The organism is Sinomicrobium oceani, from assembly GCF_900119185.1.
Lineage (GTDB): Bacteria > Bacteroidota > Bacteroidia > Flavobacteriales > Flavobacteriaceae > Sinomicrobium > Sinomicrobium oceani.
Window position 1 is genome coordinate 1 of record NZ_FPJE01000031.1, and the last position, 16,061, is coordinate 16,061.

At 46.8% G+C, this 16,061-nt stretch carries 14 protein-coding genes; 5 read left to right on the forward strand and 9 right to left on the reverse strand.

Features of this window, described 5'->3' with window-relative positions:
• From BT112_RS19065 to BT112_RS19105, 8 genes are all read right to left on the reverse strand, one after another.
• Window positions 1-301 (reverse strand): twin-arginine translocation signal domain-containing protein (locus BT112_RS19065; protein WP_139276310.1); only part of this gene is annotated, 301 nt, incomplete at its 3' end.
• A gap of 128 nt (window positions 302-429) precedes the next feature.
• Window positions 430-1,947, reverse strand: coding sequence for a SusD/RagB family nutrient-binding outer membrane lipoprotein (locus tag BT112_RS19070; protein WP_072319065.1), 1,518 nt, complete (start codon window positions 1,945-1,947; stop codon window positions 430-432).
• 12 nt (window positions 1,948-1,959) lie between these two features.
• Window positions 1,960-5,463 carry a SusC/RagA family TonB-linked outer membrane protein gene (locus BT112_RS19075; RefSeq protein WP_217652435.1) on the reverse strand — a complete coding sequence of 1,168 codons (3,504 nt, stop codon included), beginning with the start codon at window positions 5,461-5,463 and terminating at the stop codon, window positions 1,960-1,962.
• A 282-nt stretch (window positions 5,464-5,745) separates the two neighbouring features.
• A complete protein-coding gene (locus tag BT112_RS19085; protein WP_072319067.1) occupies window positions 5,746-6,930 on the reverse strand; it encodes a FecR family protein in 1,185 nt (394 codons plus the stop codon).
• Window positions 6,931-7,273: 343 nt separating this feature from the next.
• A complete protein-coding gene (locus BT112_RS19090; RefSeq protein WP_072319068.1) occupies window positions 7,274-7,642 on the reverse strand; it encodes a DUF1304 domain-containing protein in 369 nt (122 codons plus the stop codon).
• 171 nt (window positions 7,643-7,813) lie between these two features.
• Window positions 7,814-9,028 (reverse strand): acyltransferase family protein, encoded by a 1,215-nt coding sequence (locus tag BT112_RS19095; RefSeq protein WP_072319069.1) that lies wholly within the window; start codon window positions 9,026-9,028, stop codon window positions 7,814-7,816.
• Between the two features lie 161 nt (window positions 9,029-9,189).
• Window positions 9,190-9,576, reverse strand: coding sequence for a type VI secretion system tube protein TssD (gene tssD, locus BT112_RS19100; RefSeq protein ID WP_072319070.1), 387 nt, complete (start codon window positions 9,574-9,576; stop codon window positions 9,190-9,192).
• 181 nt (window positions 9,577-9,757) lie between these two features.
• Entirely contained in the window at window positions 9,758-9,997 is a 240-nt protein-coding gene (locus BT112_RS19105) for an RNA recognition motif domain-containing protein (RefSeq protein WP_072319071.1), read from the reverse strand.
• Between the two features lie 282 nt (window positions 9,998-10,279).
• Here BT112_RS19105 and BT112_RS19110 point away from each other — a divergent pair, with 282 nt between their 5' ends.
• The 5 genes from BT112_RS19110 to BT112_RS19135 all read left to right on the forward strand — a co-directional run bounded on the left by BT112_RS19110 (window position 10,280) and on the right by BT112_RS19135 (window position 15,432).
• Window positions 10,280-10,471 carry a cold-shock protein gene (locus BT112_RS19110; RefSeq protein WP_072319072.1) on the forward strand — a complete coding sequence of 64 codons (192 nt, stop codon included), beginning with the start codon at window positions 10,280-10,282 and terminating at the stop codon, window positions 10,469-10,471.
• Window positions 10,472-10,797: 326 nt separating this feature from the next.
• Window positions 10,798-11,667: a sigma-70 family RNA polymerase sigma factor gene (locus tag BT112_RS19115; protein WP_072319073.1), complete on the forward strand. Its 870-nt coding sequence runs from the start codon at window positions 10,798-10,800 to the stop codon at window positions 11,665-11,667.
• A 559-nt stretch (window positions 11,668-12,226) separates the two neighbouring features.
• On the forward strand, window positions 12,227-13,414 hold the full coding sequence (locus BT112_RS19120; RefSeq protein ID WP_072319074.1) for a DEAD/DEAH box helicase: 1,188 nt from the start codon (window positions 12,227-12,229) through the stop codon (window positions 13,412-13,414).
• 18 nt (window positions 13,415-13,432) lie between these two features.
• The gene (locus BT112_RS19125) at window positions 13,433-13,627 is read left to right on the forward strand and encodes a cold-shock protein (protein ID WP_072319075.1); all 195 of its coding nucleotides are present in this window, start codon (window positions 13,433-13,435) and stop codon (window positions 13,625-13,627) included.
• A gap of 287 nt (window positions 13,628-13,914) precedes the next feature.
• Window positions 13,915-15,432 carry an acyl-CoA dehydrogenase family protein gene (locus tag BT112_RS19135; RefSeq protein ID WP_072319077.1) on the forward strand — a complete coding sequence of 506 codons (1,518 nt, stop codon included), beginning with the start codon at window positions 13,915-13,917 and terminating at the stop codon, window positions 15,430-15,432.
• Window positions 15,433-15,532: 100 nt separating this feature from the next.
• Here BT112_RS19135 and BT112_RS19140 read toward each other — a convergent pair whose 3' ends face one another.
• Complete coding sequence (locus tag BT112_RS19140) at window positions 15,533-15,970, reverse strand: cold shock domain-containing protein (RefSeq protein WP_072319078.1); 438 nt, start codon at window positions 15,968-15,970, stop codon at window positions 15,533-15,535.
• Between the last annotated feature and the right edge of the window lie 91 nt (window positions 15,971-16,061).

Consider the following 16,061-nt stretch of genomic DNA (forward strand, 5'->3'; position numbering starts at 1 on the left):
TGTCGATACGGATTATCGCCGTGCCCCCCATCACATGGGTCAGCGCATAGCGCATATCGGTGATCTTAAGATCCGAAGGTGCAGAACTGCGACTGACCTTAGAGGTCGTCTGGGCCATCGTATCTTCGAAGGACAAGCCCATAAAACCGGCAAGACCGATACCTCCAAGGGCGGTTTTTTTTAGAAAATTACGGCGGGCTGAGCCCGTATCAGGATGAGATATCTCAGCAGCACGAGACTCACGGTACGCTGCTTCCTCGGCTTTATTTTTGGCCATAAGACGCCTTAACTCCGTTTTCATAAGTTATTGTTTTTTAGATTGGTATTATGTTTTGTCTTTGTTTTACAGGAAGTTGCTCCTGTTCTGACATCCCGTATTACGCCCTTCCCTTTAAAAAGAGAGGAGCATTTCGGGGATGGTTTTATCGGCTACCGGTCCCACCAGACACGGGTATCGAGATTATCCGGCCCCATACGTGCCACGGCTTCGCTGATGTGCTGGCCGTTTACGGCAAGTTCGGAACTCGGATAGGTAATCCGGTTAATAAAGTCGCCGGTAATATCCTGCCCCGGATACGGATTGGGGGTAAGGTCGGGATAGCCGGTACGCCGGAAATTGGCATAGGCTTCCGGGCCGTTCAGGAAGCAGGCTACCCAGTACTGATCGTATAATTGCTCGAGGGTACCGCCATAGGGATGATCGGTGATATACTGGTCTATATCGGCCTCGGAGATGGCACAGGCCGCATCGTATTCGGCCATGAGCTCCATGTGGGCCCTTACCCCGGTTTCGAAGTAAGTCGCCGGATCGCCGGATACCCACCCGTAGGTAGCAGCTTCGGCAAGCAACAACTGGGTCTGGGCATGGGTAATCAGGTACATCGGCGCACCGATCTTGACCATACGCCTGCGGTCGACCTGGCTGAAATCGTAAAAACTGGCCAGTCCCAGCTCCGACACGGCCTGCCCTATAGTACTGTTGTCATGCCCCATGGGCATTCCTACCTGATCTTCCGGGTCTACCGAAGCATTGACAGGTATCTGTTCGGTACCCGATGCCGCACCGACATAACGTACGGCAATGGAGCCCAGACGCGGATCGTCCGTATCGGTAAGAAAATCTACAAAGGTATCGACCAGGTAAAAGTTATTGGCCTCGGAACCGTTCAGGAAATTACCGATGGGATTGGTAAAGTTGCTGTCGTGGCGGATTACATAATTATCTTCGTTCGACGTCATCAATCCTCCTGCAAAAGCATCTTCCACGGTCTGGCGGGCGAGTGTATTATCGGCATTAATAATGTGCATTCCCAACCGCAACAGGAGTGAATTGCCCATCTTACGCCACTTGTCCAGGTCTCCGGCATACAGGATCTCGCCATGGACCATATCGCCATTGTCATCCAGGGCCGCTACGGCTTCCTTAACTTCCCTGATCAGGTCGGTATAGATCTCTTCCTGGGCATCGTACTTCGGCAATACGATCTGTTCGGTAATGCCCTTTCCGGCTTCGGAATACGGGATATCGCCATAACTGTCGGTAAGTACCATAAAGGTAAAAGCCTGTACGATCCGGGTCATCTGCAGGAGGTTGTTCCGTTCCGGATCGTCCTGGATACGCCCCATAAGGTCGCCGGTATTCTTGATAACGGTCTCGTAATAATCGTCCCAGACCTCGGCAGATGCAAAACGGTTGTCCTGGTTGTGGTTTCCCCCGGTAAGCAAACCGGAATTGGGAGTTACGATCTGCTGTACTATAGCCGCATCGTACTTGAGCTGCCCCGTGGCAAAAGACGTCCCTATAACGGCATTGTTGAATATAAATACGGGATCTACATCGGTAGGGTCTACTTCGTTGGTGTTGATGTCTTCGAAATCCTTTTCACAGGAAGTGTTCAGTAAGGAAAACACCACTGCAAAAACAACGTATATCATATTTTTTTTCATGGTTTCCTCTTTTTAAAATTTCAGGTTAAGGTTAAAACCCATACTACGGGTCGTAGGTACTCCTGTCGATTCGAGTCCGGACACGTTATCGGAACTGAAGGCGAAGGAGTCCGGGTCTATGTTGTCCACCCATTTTTTCAGGATGAGTACATTATTGGCTACCAGGCTCAGTTTTGCGCCTTTGATAAAGGATTTCTCCGGAATCAGTTTACGAAAATCATAGCCTACGGTTATCTGTCTCAGTTTCCAGAACCCTCCGTTGTACACTATGGGTTCTATGATCTGCGAAGCCCTCACGACCTCCCAGTACTGCTGCGATTCGGTTGCCACGGTATTGGGTTGCCCCTGCAGGTTTACTCCTTCTCCCACCACGCCGGTATCTCTTCCGGGAAGTGTCATTTTATGAAGTCCGTGCCGTACGGCATTGAAGTTGGTCCCGGAGATCATTTTATTACCGAGTTTAAAATCGATCAGGAAGGAGAGGTTAAAGTCTTTGTAACGGAAGTTATTGGTAATCCCGCCCATCCATTTGGGCAGGGCACTTCCGAAGAAAACGATATCTTCGGTGGGCAAGGCTCTTCCGTCGTTACCGAAGATACGTTGTCCCTGTTCGTTTCTGCGATACCCGAAACCGGCAAGCTGACCGATCTCCTCCCCGACTACCTGGTAGAGGAACCCGTTGAATATGTGCTCTCCCACCAGGATACGGTCGCCCGGCTCATCGGTAAGCAGGCTGAGTACCTTGGTCTTGTTATAGGAACCGTTGATATTGAGGTCCCACTGAAAATTGTCGTTCTTCACCGGAATTACGTTCAGCATGGCTTCAAAACCGTCACTGCGGCTTTCCCCGCTGTTGATCAGCGTATTGGTAAACCCCGAGGTATTAGAGATCTGTGCCGGAATAATCTGGTCTTTGGTGATCTTCCTGTACACCGCCACATCCAGGTTTACACGGCTTTCGAACATACGGATGTCCAGTCCCACTTCGGCTTCGTTGGTCCGCATGGGCTTGAGGCCCGGATTGGGTAAGGTACTGGTATTGGCACCGGCAACGGGTTGTACACTGCCATCGGGCCCGGTAAAAAAGTTGGGGTTGATGTCATAGAATAGCACATCGGAGTACGGCGGGACATCCGTATCGCTCCCCACCTGGGCGTAGGCAAACCGGACTTTGGCAAAAGACAGCCATTCGGGCTGGTTCTCCCAGCTATTGGAAAAGACATAGCTTCCGGAAACCGACGGATAAAAAATGCTCCTGTTCTCGGGCGATAGGGTCGAAAACCAATCGTTCCGGAAGGTCCCGCTAAGGTAGTACGTGTCTTTCCAGGACAGGTCTACCGCTCCGTAGACGGAGTTTACCGCCCGTTCGGACAAGGCGTACGTAGGATCTTTTATTCTTCCGTTCTGTACCGTATAAAGATCGCGTATCACAAAATCGGTAACATCGACCCTGTTGACATCCATACGGCGCTTCATACGGTTACCGCCGAGGTTGACCCCGAGCTCGAAATCTTCCCCGAATTCTTTATTGGCCGAAAACAGGATATCCATATTGGTTTCGCGAAACCTTCGTACTTCCTGAGTAAATGTCCCATTTACGAATCCGGCCGGGGCGGGTCCCCTCGAGGCCTGCCCTGTGGGGAAACCATTGTAGTCCTGGTCTCTCGACCAGTAATCCTGCCCTACTCTTCCCTGTACAAAAAGCCAGGGCAGCAGGTTGTATTTCACGGCTACATTCCCGAAAATACGATCGCGTCTGATGTTGTTGAACTGTTCTGCCAGGGTAAAGTACGGGTTGGTCCTGTTGCGGAAACGGGAATACACATACTCGTTACCTTCCGCATCGTATTTATAACGGTCGAGCAGATCGAGCGGCATGGAATTGGCCAGGTTGTACAACGATACCGGGATGGTATTGTCCTGCTGCCCTACATTGGGCGGATTGGTATTGATCTCGTTGGAATAATTGACATGTACATTGACATTGAGCTTGTCGGAGAAATCGTGTGTCACCCCCAGGCTGATGGTTTTGCGTTCGTATTCGTTGTTGGGTGTAATTCCCTTGCTCTTCAGGTTGGCCATGGACAGGTTAAACCCTCCGTTTTCGCCTCCTCCGGCTATGGAAACGGAGTTGGTGACATCCAGTCCTTCCCTGTAGAATTTCTTGATCCGGTTGCGCTGCGGCACATAGGGTACTTCCACACCGTCAAAGAGGATCTGTGTCATTCCGGGTTGAAACTTTTCCCCGAAAGACCACTGTCCGGATGTCGGGTTGGCAGCGGTAGGCCGCATTCCGTTTTCGCCCTGCCCGTATTCGTACTGGAAATCGGTAAAGTCGAGCGGGGTATGATTGGTGACGTTCAGGTTATAGGTAACGCCCAGTCCGCTTCCTTCTCCCCGGGTCTTGGTGGTAATCATGATTACCCCGTCCTTGGCCCTGGAACCGTACAATGCAGCAGCGGTAGCCCCTTTAAGTACGGTCATGCTTTCTATATCGTCCGGATTGATACTGGAAAACCCGTCTCCTCCGTCCGAATACACACCGCCATCGCTGGTACCCGGTTCTCCCCCGGTACTTCCTGGATTGGTACCGAACGAGGTATTGTCTATGGGCACCCCGTTGACGACAATCAGCGGACTATTGGTCCCGGAGATAGACGACTGCCCCCGGATACGTACTTTAGAGGAGCCGCCGGGTCCGCTCCCGAGCGCTGAAATGTTTACCCCGGCTACTTTTCCCTGTAGACTGTTCATAAAGTTGGAAGAACGGTTTACATTCACTTCCTGGGGTTTTACCTCCGATACGGCGTATCCGAGCTTTCGCGACTCCCTTTTTATTCCCAGTGCGGTCACGACAACGACATCGAGGGTCTGCACATCTTCCTGCAGGGTAATATCAATCGTCGTACGGTTGCCTACGGTGTGTTTCTGCTGCTTCATCCCGATGTAAGTGAAGACCAGCACCGCATCCGGACCGCTCACCGCTATACTGTACTTTCCGTCAAAATCGGTTACGGTCCCTTTTGTTGTCCCTTCCACCAGGACATTCACCCCGGGCACAGGCACCCCCTGTTCGTCGGAAATAACACCGCTTACTTCGGTTTGCAGCACCTTGCCAGGAGTTCCGGGAACGGAAATGTAACTGCTTTGTTTGCGCTTATCCTTTTTGAGTATGATCTGTTTGTTGAGGGTCTCATAGACAACGGGAGTTCCGGAAAACAGTTGGTTCAGTACCTGTGCGAGGGGTACCTGATCGACGTCTACGGATACTTTCCGTTTGTAATCTACTTCCCGGTCATTGTACAGCACCCTGTACTCGGTAAGGGTTTCGATCTCTTTCAGTACCTTTTCGAGGGTAACGTCCTCGAAATGGAGGGAAACTTTTACATCAAGTGAAAAATTACCCGCCTGTACCTGGAACAAAAATGTCGTAAAGAAACAGATCAGGAGCTTCATCTTTAAATCAAACTTTAATGCACCGAGAAACACACTCCCTGATTTCAGAAGGTTTTTCATATCTTTGCTTTGGTTTACGTGGTTAAACATTGTTTAATCACTCCATATCAAATCGGGGGATGTGCCACCATCTTCCGGTTTTTTTATATATGGGTGATCTTCTTTTGGTGGTGGTGTTTTTTTATCTTGTCATAGGCTCTTTTTTTTGGTTACCGGTTAAATTTTATGTGCTGTTATTATTTTCATTTATTGGCGCCGCCAAAGGGTTTAATACCCTGAGGCCTGCCTCGAAATTAAAATTCAGTTTCGTATGAATGCCTCGTGTGCTTGCTCCGAGGTAGTTTACTCTGCTATGGTTATCGTCTGCCCTGCTATGGTGTATTCGAAAGTATAGCTTCTCCCGAAAGCATTCAGGACATTTTCTATGGGTTCTCCTTCGAAGCCGGCCGTAAAGATTTCGTCGTTCAATGCCTTGTTTTTATTGATTATGGTAATATCGTAATAGCGTTCGAGCCTCCGGAGGATCTCCCCGAAGCGCACGTGGTTAAAGATGAGCTTTCCGTTGAGCCAACCGGTGTACAGCCCGGTATCGACTTCTTCAAAAGACAGGTCTTTTTGTGTTTTGTCCCATGTGGCTTTTTGCCCGGGAGCCAGCATGGCGGCTTTTTCGGGCGTGTACACTTCCCCTTTTTTATAAAGTGCTACGGACCCTTCGACAAGTACGGTGCGGATACGGGATTCTTCTTTATAGGAATTAACCACAAAACGGGTACCGAGCACCTGTACATTGATATCACCGGTACGTACCACAAAGGGTTGTGCAGGGTTTTTACGGACATCGAAATAAGCTTCTCCATCGAGGTAAACCGCCCGGTTCCCTGTGTTCCCGAAGTGCACGGGATATTTCAGGGACGATCCTGCATTGAGATTAACTACGGTTCCGTCGGATAGTTCGAGCTGGAAAGTTTTACCGAAAGGGATGTATATTTCATGGTACACCACCTCCCCGGAACCCCTGGACTCGCTGTCCCTGCGGTAGTGAATACGGCTTCCCCGACGCGTCCCTACGGTTTGCCCGTCCTGGTCCCGGATCTCCCCGTTATGGTCTTCTTCCAGTACGCGTATGCTACCGTCCGGCAAACGGAGTGTTATTTGCTGCCCGCCAGGTTCTGTACCGGGGGCCACAGCGACAGGCATGTTTTTGTAGTACACATATCCCATGGTAATAAGACCGGTAAAAACCGCCGCCGCTTTCATCCAGTTGTTTCTTATTTTCCTTTTTCGGGGTACCGGGCGGATGATCGCTTCTACCTTCTGCCAGTCCCGGTTTTTGCTTCCGGCCACTTCTTTAGCCAGTTTTTTTCGGGCTTCTACTTTTCCCGGGTCGGAAAGGTGGGTTATGACGTAGTCTTTATCTTCATCGCTAAAATGATCGCCCTCGATATCTTTTTTTTCTATCGTTTTTCCTCTCAGGACCATGTCGGCCAGTTTTTTAGCCAGATTTGTTATTTTAATAAAATTGATCATTATTTACTACCCTATTAGCAATTTAAGACTACTTATTTTACGCATTACATAATTAAAGACGACAAAAATGGGGAACAGGGTTAAAAAAAATTGATTTTTTTTCGGTTATGGGGTTCTTGGGGTCATTAGTTTGTCGTTGATCGTCGGGCGTGTGGGCTTCGGTACACCGTTCCCTGCGTTCCGGCACTCAGCCCGCTTTGTTATGGAGTTATTGACGGAATGGGATTTGTAGTCTTGTGGAGTCGGGAGTTGAAAACGGGCACGGAGGTATGCCTGTTTTATTGGCGATCATAGCGGGAGGCTCCGTTCCGGTAACGGGGCGAAAATATAAAATACGGGAGATTTACAGGGAACATATTACAAAAATCAAAGCTAACAGGGCGGGTACTGCCTGTACGAAAAAGATTTTGCGTGCGGCGGTGATACCTCCGAAAATACCGGCCACTACAACACATCCCAGGAAAAACAGCCGGATATTGGCCATCCATTGCGGATCGGTAATAAAGAACGACCAGATAAGCCCGGCCGAGAGGAAACCGTTATACAATCCCTGGTTGGCAGCAAGGCCCTTGGTGGGGGTAAACAAATGCTCCGGTAAAGACCGGAATGTTTTTTTCCCGGCGGTTTCCCAGGCAAACATTTCGAGCCAGAGGATATACAGGTGTTCCAGGGCCACCAGGGCCGTAAGTACGGAGGTGAGTGTTGCTATCATATCTTTTCAGGTATTGTTGTTGCAGCATACGTTAAGCTTGTATATGTCCGGACCGGCTGTTTTCTCCCCGGTGGCAGCACAGGCACCTCTTCGCCCACCAGGAAGTCCGTTTGTCCTTTGCTGCGTACAGGATTGTTATGCCATAACCCCGGTTATATGCCAAAACGTATATTACAAATAATGTCTTACCGGTTTTATTTTTCTCATACCCACGGCGGCAACCCAGCTTAGCCCCAGGGCACCGCCAAACGTAATGAAAAACTTCACTAATGCCGGAATACCGGCATCTCTCAGTAAAAACTGTATCCAAATTACAAAAATATAATGGATCAGGTATATTAAATAGGCATTATCCGACAAGGACCGCCACCAGGACACTTCGTGTTTTGCAAAACGCCGGAAGAGTGTTATACAGGCTACACAGCTCAGCACACAAGAGCCGACATATAGGGTGTAGTAGATCATCCAGGCCTGAAACTCGCTGATCGTTCCCTGCCGGAACATAGCTCCCAACGATCCGGACAGAATGGTCAGGACCGTGTATATGCCTACTGCAAAAAGCCCCCATAGCCACCAGTACTTTACCAGGACGGACTTCGCTGAAAACAGCCCCTCGTTGAACCTGGTATAACCGATGCACACTCCTGTCATAAAATAACCGAAATACAGGGCGACACGGCTTACCTGGAAGTCAAAAGGCCCCCAGCCTGTCCATGTTCCGGGACCTGCCGTATACGCCACAGGGACGTAGAGCACCCATGTTACCACCAGGAGCAGAAACACTGCCCATACCGGATGCTTTCCCAGAATATCCACTCCTTTCGCGATCTGCCTGTTATAGCTTTGCAATACAGGGCTTATCAGGGCAAAAATCACATTGAAAACAAACAGTACGCAGATAAACCATGGCGGCCCCACAGGCCATTGTTCCACCGTAAAAAAGTCCAGGACGTAGGCCGTGATACCGGTATGACCATGGGCTACATAATAGGACGGAAAATGTGCGATGAGCATAAAAAAGGTGCCGAGAAAAAGAAAAGGGATAAACAAACGATACATTCTGTCCAGTATAAAGGTTACCGTTCCTTTCCTCGCTATGCTCCGCGACAGAAACAATCCTCCGACCAGGAACATCAGCGACATAAAAAAGATATCGTTGAAGTTCTGAAAAATATCAAGCCCTATCCATCTGTGCGCATCGACCATAGGGTGGGTAGAACGTATATAGGCTTCCGCATCGAAGCTGGCAAAAGTGGTATAGGCCAGGGTGGAATGATGGGCTACGACCAGAACCGTAAGAAACGACCTGAGATAATCCACCCAGATATTCCTGTTATCCGCCCTGCTGTACCCCTTGTACCTATTGGCTGTTGTTTGCTCCTCCATGAGGTATAGGACGCCATGAAATTCTTTTTGTTACAAAACAACTTTATATACATGCTCTCACCGGTAGTTCTCTGGTTTCTGTAATGCTGTGGATTATCCGGTACAAGTTATGGAGGCGGAACGAATAGAGCATATTGTTACGGGTTACACCCTGTTAAAAATCAAATCCATTTATTGGTGTGGTTGCCACCACCGCAGTCAATCATTCTGCACGATATGGTAAAACTCTCTGTAAGCGCCTTATTTCCGAACGCCTCGAAGTTTTCTTTATATTTTACCAGGTACGCCTCAGTAAATTTTACTTCCTTGAGCTTGGCATTGGTATCCCGTTTAAAAAACGTGACCGTACCGTTTTTGCGCTCAAAATTATTGGTCATCCAATCAAAGAAAAAGGAGTCTGCCGTAGACTCTACCATAAAATATATCCTTCCGCCCCGTGTTACCGATGACGGCCTCCCGGTAGCATCTACCTCCTGGGCCAGGTCATAACTCAAATTCAGAATATTTACTCTTTTATCATTGATGGTCAACGTGGCTTTAAACGACATAATCTTTTATTTTTTTTTAATGGATGGACAAATCATCAAATCGATCTCACCCGGTTATTTTGATATATAAATATATTTTGCTGCAAGCTATTCCTTTAGCTCCCATTAAAAGAACAAATCATCATACTTTCTTAACTATACGAGTACACATCGCGGTATCTTTTTCCTATCCCGATCTCCGTTATTCGTTTTTCACTTCATGAACCTGAAGGAAGTAATGCATAAAACAGATTTCATTGAGCTGTTCAATAGCTCGTTTCCCGTCTATACGCTCTCGTATGCTGAGATATCCGTATCCGAGATTACGTCCTTCTGCATCCGAATAAAGCTCAATACTCAGTACTTTGCCAAATTGTATAAACAAATTATATACATCCTTTTTCGTAGTATTCGGATGCAGATTCCCTACATAGATTTCCATAATATGATTTTTTGCTAAAGGGTAGCTGGAATAGCAAGGGCTGAAAAGAATCAGTGAAGCGATGGCAGTAACCGATTAAAAATTCTGTCACTAAAGGTACGATTAATAAACCGGATAACCATCATCTCTTCCGCTCCACAACGATTTATTTCTTAATATTCACCGCTAATTTCCCGTTCAGAGGCTTTCAGGCCCCATATTAGGCGTCATAAAAAATAAATTCAATAAAAAAAACTGAAAACCAAATATTTACATTACCTTTGACCCAATATTTTTCATATCATGAACAAAGGAACAGTAAAATTTTTTAATGACACCAAAGGATATGGTTTCATTACCCCGGAAGACGGCGGAGAAGATGTATTTGTACATACATCAGGATTAAACAACAACATTCGTGAGAACGACGAGGTTACTTACGAAGTAGAAAGAGGTAAAAAAGGCCTTAATGCAGTAAATGTCACAGTGATTTAAATATAAATTGTACTTGTCATATTATTGTCTGCCACCCGTCCATCCTGTCCGGGTGGCTTTTTTTTATATACCTATTAAGCTTCATCAATCTTTTCTGTTTTTTTAGACCGTTATCCCAATTATAAGCCCTATATTTATAGGATATTACACTTTTTGAAATACTTTTCTTTTATCCCGGCCTATACGGTTGTTATTCCATACAGAGCCTTGTTTTTTATACGTTTCCAGGTACGGTGATCCCCCCCGACAGCCAGGTAACCACTTTTAAATACCCTACGGATTAGTCCGTTTTACTTTCAATTCACACCTTACAACAACGCCTGTTTATGAGACAATTAAAAATATCCCGTCAGATTACCAATAGAAAAGATACCACACTGGACAAATACCTGCAGGATATCTCCAAAATTCCCTTGTTAAGCAATGAGGAAGAGGTTGTTCTTTCCGAAAAAATACAAAGTGGCGACCCCTATGCACTTAAAAACCTGGTCAATGCCAACCTGAGATTTGTAGTATCGGTAGCCAAACAATATCAATATCAGGGCCTCCCGCTACCCGACCTTATCAATGAAGGTAACCTGGGGCTAATCAAGTCTGCCGAACGATTTGATCCTACCCGCGGATTCAAATTTATCTCTTATGCCGTATGGTGGATACGACAGTCCATGATGCAGGCTATCAACGAGAATTCGAGGATGGTAAGGCTACCGTTGAATAAAATAGGAGTGATCAGCAAAATTAAACAGGCCACCGCATTCCTGGAGCAGACTCTTGAGCGTAAACCTTCACCGGAAGAAATATCCGAATTTATACAGGTAAGCCTCTCCGAAATCGAAACCTGTATCGAAAACTCCGGAATAAACCTGTCTCTCGATGCCCCTCTTCAAGACGATGAGCAGCACAGAGACAGCCTGTATGCCGTTATCGAGTATACGGACAGTCCCGGCCCCGATGCCAACCTGCTCAATGTATCACTACGTTCGGACATTGCCAACCTGCTCAATGTTTTATCGCCCAGGGAAAAACAGGTGATGGTCCTGTTTTACGGACTTCAGGGTACTGCTCCCATAAGACTGGAAGACATTGCCCTGTCTATGGACCTTACCCGGGAGCGGGTACGCCAGATAAAAAGTAACGCTCTGAGCAGGCTTAAGACATCGCATATCTCAGATTCATTGCTTAAATACCTCGGCTGACAGTCCCGCATAACCATACCTGTTACGGATGCTTTTTTACAAATAAGAACCTGAACCACATCAGGTTACACTTCCTGCACTACCCTTTTTTCAATAAAAACGTATAAAAACCACCTCTTTATCAAAAATATTGTTATACCTTTGCCAGGACTTTATTATAGTCACGATCATTATTTTATAAAGTTTAGTTGTAATATTGCACTTGACAGGTATCCGTTTAAGTGGAAACTACATAGTCTCCTTCTTCATAACATTACTTTCTCATTTTCGTAATCCACAAAATTTACTCTTATAGAATAGTAAATGCTTTTCGGAGAAAAGCGTGGTAACATGGTGTTAAAATTTAAATCCCTTTTATTAAAAAGTCGTATTACCCATCCTTCCCGTTCCTTTTTGCAGTTACTGCAAATGGTTTGTTATTTCCCGGTTTTCCGAAAATAGCAGCACTGCCAAGCGGGGAGATGCTACGATCTTATGGCAGATTTCGGGAGGATAGCGCTATCCTTTGGGCTGAAGCTTCCATAAAGCTCGTAAAAATACTTCGCAAAAACAGTTCGAAATGAATTACAAAAAAAAGATAAATACCAAAAATACATCGGTAAAAAGAAGACCTCCCGTAAAGAAGGGCAAGGCTTCTTCTCTAAGTCCGCAAGACCTTTTACAGCATACCAGTAAACTCCCGGAACCCTCTGCCGTTCCTTTTGTAGCAAAGCAGGCTTATGCCGAGATGGACCTTCATCCCATGCTGCTAAAAAACCTGCAGAGAAAGGGATACACTCACCCTACCGAGATCCAGGAAAAAACACTGATATCTCTGGTCAACGGAGACAACCTCATAGGTATCGCTTCTACCGGAACCGGAAAAACAGGGGCCTTCCTTATCCCTATCGTACAGCAATTGCTCACAACCCCGAATACACGCTACCTCGTTGTTGTTCCGACACGCGAACTTGCCTTACAGGTTCATGAGGAATTCCAGCAGCTCAACCGGAGTTTCGGATTTTCATCGGTATGCTTTATAGGAGGGACCAGTGTGGGTAAAGATGTGGCAAAAGCGCGCCACAAGAATCACCTCATTATCAGCACACCGGGAAGGTTACTCGACCTGGTGGGGCAAAAAGCCCTGAGGCTGCAAAATATCAGCGGGCTTGTCCTGGACGAATTCGACCGTATGCTCGATATGGGTTTCATACAGAGTGTACAAACCATCGTATCCCTGATGACATCGCGCAAACAGACCATGTTGTTCTCCGCTACCATAAAACCGGGGCAGGAAAAACTGATCCATGATATCGTTCCCGGCGCCCTGACCGTAAAGGCCAGTAGCGGAACCGAATCGAGCAGTAACGTAAAGCAGAATATGATTAAGGTATCGGATGGCGAAAACAAGTTTGATGTCCTTCATAACCTGCTCAAGGAAAGTTCTTTTAAAAAGGTGATCCTTTTTGCCGAAACCAAAAGAACCGTAGATAAAATAAACAAACAACTGGCAAAAGCCGGAATACACTCCGATGTTATTCACGGTAACAAATCGCAAAACTACCGTACCCGTGCCATCACACTTTTCAAGTCGGGCAAGATCCGGGTACTGGTGGCTACCGATGTTGCCGCACGAGGTATCGATGTAGATAACGTAACTCATGTTATCAACTACCAGATGCCCCAGTCCATAGACAGTTATATTCATCGTATAGGAAGAACAGGCCGTGCCGGAAAACAAGGAATGGCCTATACATTTATTAATTAATTATAAGATCATAGTATTATGCAAAAAGGAACAGTTAAATTTTTCAACACCGAAAAAGGTTTTGGTTTTATTACTCCCGAAGACGATTCACAGGATGTATTTGTACACTACACCGGCCTCATTGACGAAGTGAGAGAAAATGACAAGGTACAGTTTGAAACCACCATGGGAAAACGCGGCATAAATGCCGTAAACGTAGAAGTTCTGGACTAAGCGCCACACATCTCAACGACTGCCCGGATACCCGTTGGTCCCGATGTCTGTAAAGACCGGGATTGGGTATTATCCGGGCAGTCGCTACCGGGATGTTTATCGATATTTTCCGGTGTAGAGAGCCTGAGCCCCCTTCTCCTTTTAACTCCGGTAAAATAAGACCTGCTTTGCCATCCATAAACCATACCCTAACGTCATTATTTTTTCGTTTCTTGAGTCCGGAATAATTATTCCACAACTTTTATACGTTATATTTATGGCCTGGTATATTAAATTATAAAGCTTATATGTCATCAACTTCATCCGTATCCTCCAACGAACTGCCTTTCGGACAGTTTCTACGAAATTTCGAGAACTCGCTGGATACTATTTTCAACAAGACAGCCGACATCAACCAACTCAGTCTTTCCCGCGGTTTACCCGCGCATATCTGGAAAGAGATCATGGCCCTGAAACCTTTGTCCGTAGCCATACCACAAACTTACGGAGGCCGTGGAGTTTCGGTCAAGGAATGTCTGGGGATACTTTCTGCAGCTTCTTACCAGTCGCTGCCCCTGTCGCTTACCTTTGGTATTAACATAGCCCTTTTTCTGGAACCTTTTGCCAAGTATGCCACGGAAGACCTGAAGCCGGAAGTCTATAAGAATTTTATGGAAAACGGTGCCATGGGAGGCCTTATGATTACCGAGCCCGGCTACGGGAGCGACGCCCTCAACATGAAAACCAGTCATACCCGCGCAGGAGACGACTATCACATACAGGGATTAAAACACTGGCAGGGTCTTACCGGAATGGCCGACTACTGGCTCATTACCTGCCGCGGACAAAACGAAAAGGGAGAACTCTCCCGCGATATCGACTTTTTTGTCGCTGACGAATCCAAAGAACAACAAAAAATCAAAGTCCTGGAATATTACGATAATGCCGGGCTATATATGATCCCTTACGGGAAAAACGAAATAAATATCCGTGTACCGGAAAAAAACAAACTGCAACCACCCTCTACCGGCCTTAAGATGATGCTCGATATCCTGCACCGTAGCCGTATGCAGTTTCCGGGCATGGCTATGGGCTTCCTGCGAAGACTTATGGAAGATGCCATAGCACACTGCCAGCACCGGGTGGTAGGCAACACCAATCTCTTTGCCATGGACCAGGTGCAGTACCAGCTATCGCGTATGCAATCGTCTTTTACCATCTGCTCTGCCATGTGTGCCAAAAGTGTAAAAATAAGCGGTATAGACCATGAGCTGGCTACTTCGGGGCTCAAAGCCAATGTCATGAAAGCCCTGGTTACCGACCTCATGCAGGATGCCGCCCAGACCTATGTACAACTTTCGGGCGCCAAAGGATACCGTATCAGTCATATCGGCGGGCGCGGTATTATGGACAGCCGTCCTTTCCGTATCTTCGAAGGCTCCAACGAAATGCTCTATACCCAGATCTCCGATATGATCCTCAGGGAAATGCGCAAGAGCAAAATAAACGATATGGCCACATTTGCCGCCGGTAAAGAAGCCACGAAGATGGCTGCCGATGTCTTTAAAAAAGAACTCAACTTTTCGGTAAGCGGTACATTGCCGCAACGACAATCTATAGACCTCGGTAAAATCATGGCACGTGTACTGGCCATAAACTTTGTACTGGAACTCCATAACGACGGGTTCAACCGCGAGCTTACCGACAACTGTATCGAAGTCATGCGGGAAGAAATATCCATATTGCGCCACACCATGCATAACCACGCGGGTACCCGGGCACTGGATGACTATCAGGATAAAAGCAACTGGATGGACTTCGTATAATAACGTCGTCGACATTAAATCACATCATATAAAAAAAGCCTGCACCACCCCCCTTAAGGAAATGGTGCAGGCTTTTTTATATTAAACCTGTCGGCGGGTGTTAATCCATTTTTTCTACGCGAATGGCACTGTATCCCTTGGGGGTTCTTTCGGCTACAAACACCACCTTATCACGTTCGGAAATATCGTCCATAAACCTGTTCTGGTGTGCAAAAACGGTATCACCGGTAATATCATCTTTTATAAATCCGAATCCCTTCCTGTCAAAAAAAGATATCAGGACACCGGTGCGTTGTGTATGGGTATCGAAAGAAGAAGACTCTACATGTTCCTGGTTTTCTTCTCTGCTTTCCTTCTGGGGCTCCTGCCCGGGAGGTGTAGCACTCAGGTTTCCCCTTTCATCGACATAGGCAATCATGCTTTCAAAGCCTTTACCTTTGTTGTTACTCGTTTTACGCTCTTCCCTTTTACGGACTTTGTCCTGTTTTTTCTTTGCTTTTTTCTTAGCATTTTCTTTTTTGAAGAAGGAGTCTGCCATATTATATCTTTTAAGTTACTATGTGTTTTGTACGGTCTGCCCGTCAAAGCGTTATTGGTCCCGTTGCAGCCATGTCCCGTTCCGAAAAACC

What these genes read in the sequence shown, in the direction of transcription:
- BT112_RS19070 (WP_072319065.1), bottom strand. Translation starts at nt 1,947, where the DNA reads ATGAAAAAAAATATGATATACGTTGTTTTTGCAGTGGTGTTTTCCTTA.
- BT112_RS19075 (WP_217652435.1), bottom strand. Translation starts at nt 5,463, where the DNA reads ATGAAAAACCTTCTGAAATCAGGGAGTGTGTTTCTCGGTGCATTAAAG.
- BT112_RS19085 (WP_072319067.1), bottom strand. Translation starts at nt 6,930, where the DNA reads ATGATCAATTTTATTAAAATAACAAATCTGGCTAAAAAACTGGCCGAC.
- BT112_RS19090 (WP_072319068.1), bottom strand. Translation starts at nt 7,642, where the DNA reads ATGATAGCAACACTCACCTCCGTACTTACGGCCCTGGTGGCCCTGGAA.
- BT112_RS19095 (WP_072319069.1), bottom strand. Translation starts at nt 9,028, where the DNA reads ATGGAGGAGCAAACAACAGCCAATAGGTACAAGGGGTACAGCAGGGCG.
- tssD (WP_072319070.1), bottom strand. Translation starts at nt 9,576, where the DNA reads ATGTCGTTTAAAGCCACGTTGACCATCAATGATAAAAGAGTAAATATT.
- BT112_RS19105 (WP_072319071.1), bottom strand. Translation starts at nt 9,997, where the DNA reads ATGGAAATCTATGTAGGGAATCTGCATCCGAATACTACGAAAAAGGAT.
- BT112_RS19110 (WP_072319072.1), top strand. Translation starts at nt 10,280, where the DNA reads ATGAACAAAGGAACAGTAAAATTTTTTAATGACACCAAAGGATATGGT.
- BT112_RS19115 (WP_072319073.1), top strand. Translation starts at nt 10,798, where the DNA reads ATGAGACAATTAAAAATATCCCGTCAGATTACCAATAGAAAAGATACC.
- BT112_RS19120 (WP_072319074.1), top strand. Translation starts at nt 12,227, where the DNA reads ATGAATTACAAAAAAAAGATAAATACCAAAAATACATCGGTAAAAAGA.
- BT112_RS19125 (WP_072319075.1), top strand. Translation starts at nt 13,433, where the DNA reads ATGCAAAAAGGAACAGTTAAATTTTTCAACACCGAAAAAGGTTTTGGT.
- BT112_RS19135 (WP_072319077.1), top strand. Translation starts at nt 13,915, where the DNA reads ATGTCATCAACTTCATCCGTATCCTCCAACGAACTGCCTTTCGGACAG.
- BT112_RS19140 (WP_072319078.1), bottom strand. Translation starts at nt 15,970, where the DNA reads ATGGCAGACTCCTTCTTCAAAAAAGAAAATGCTAAGAAAAAAGCAAAG.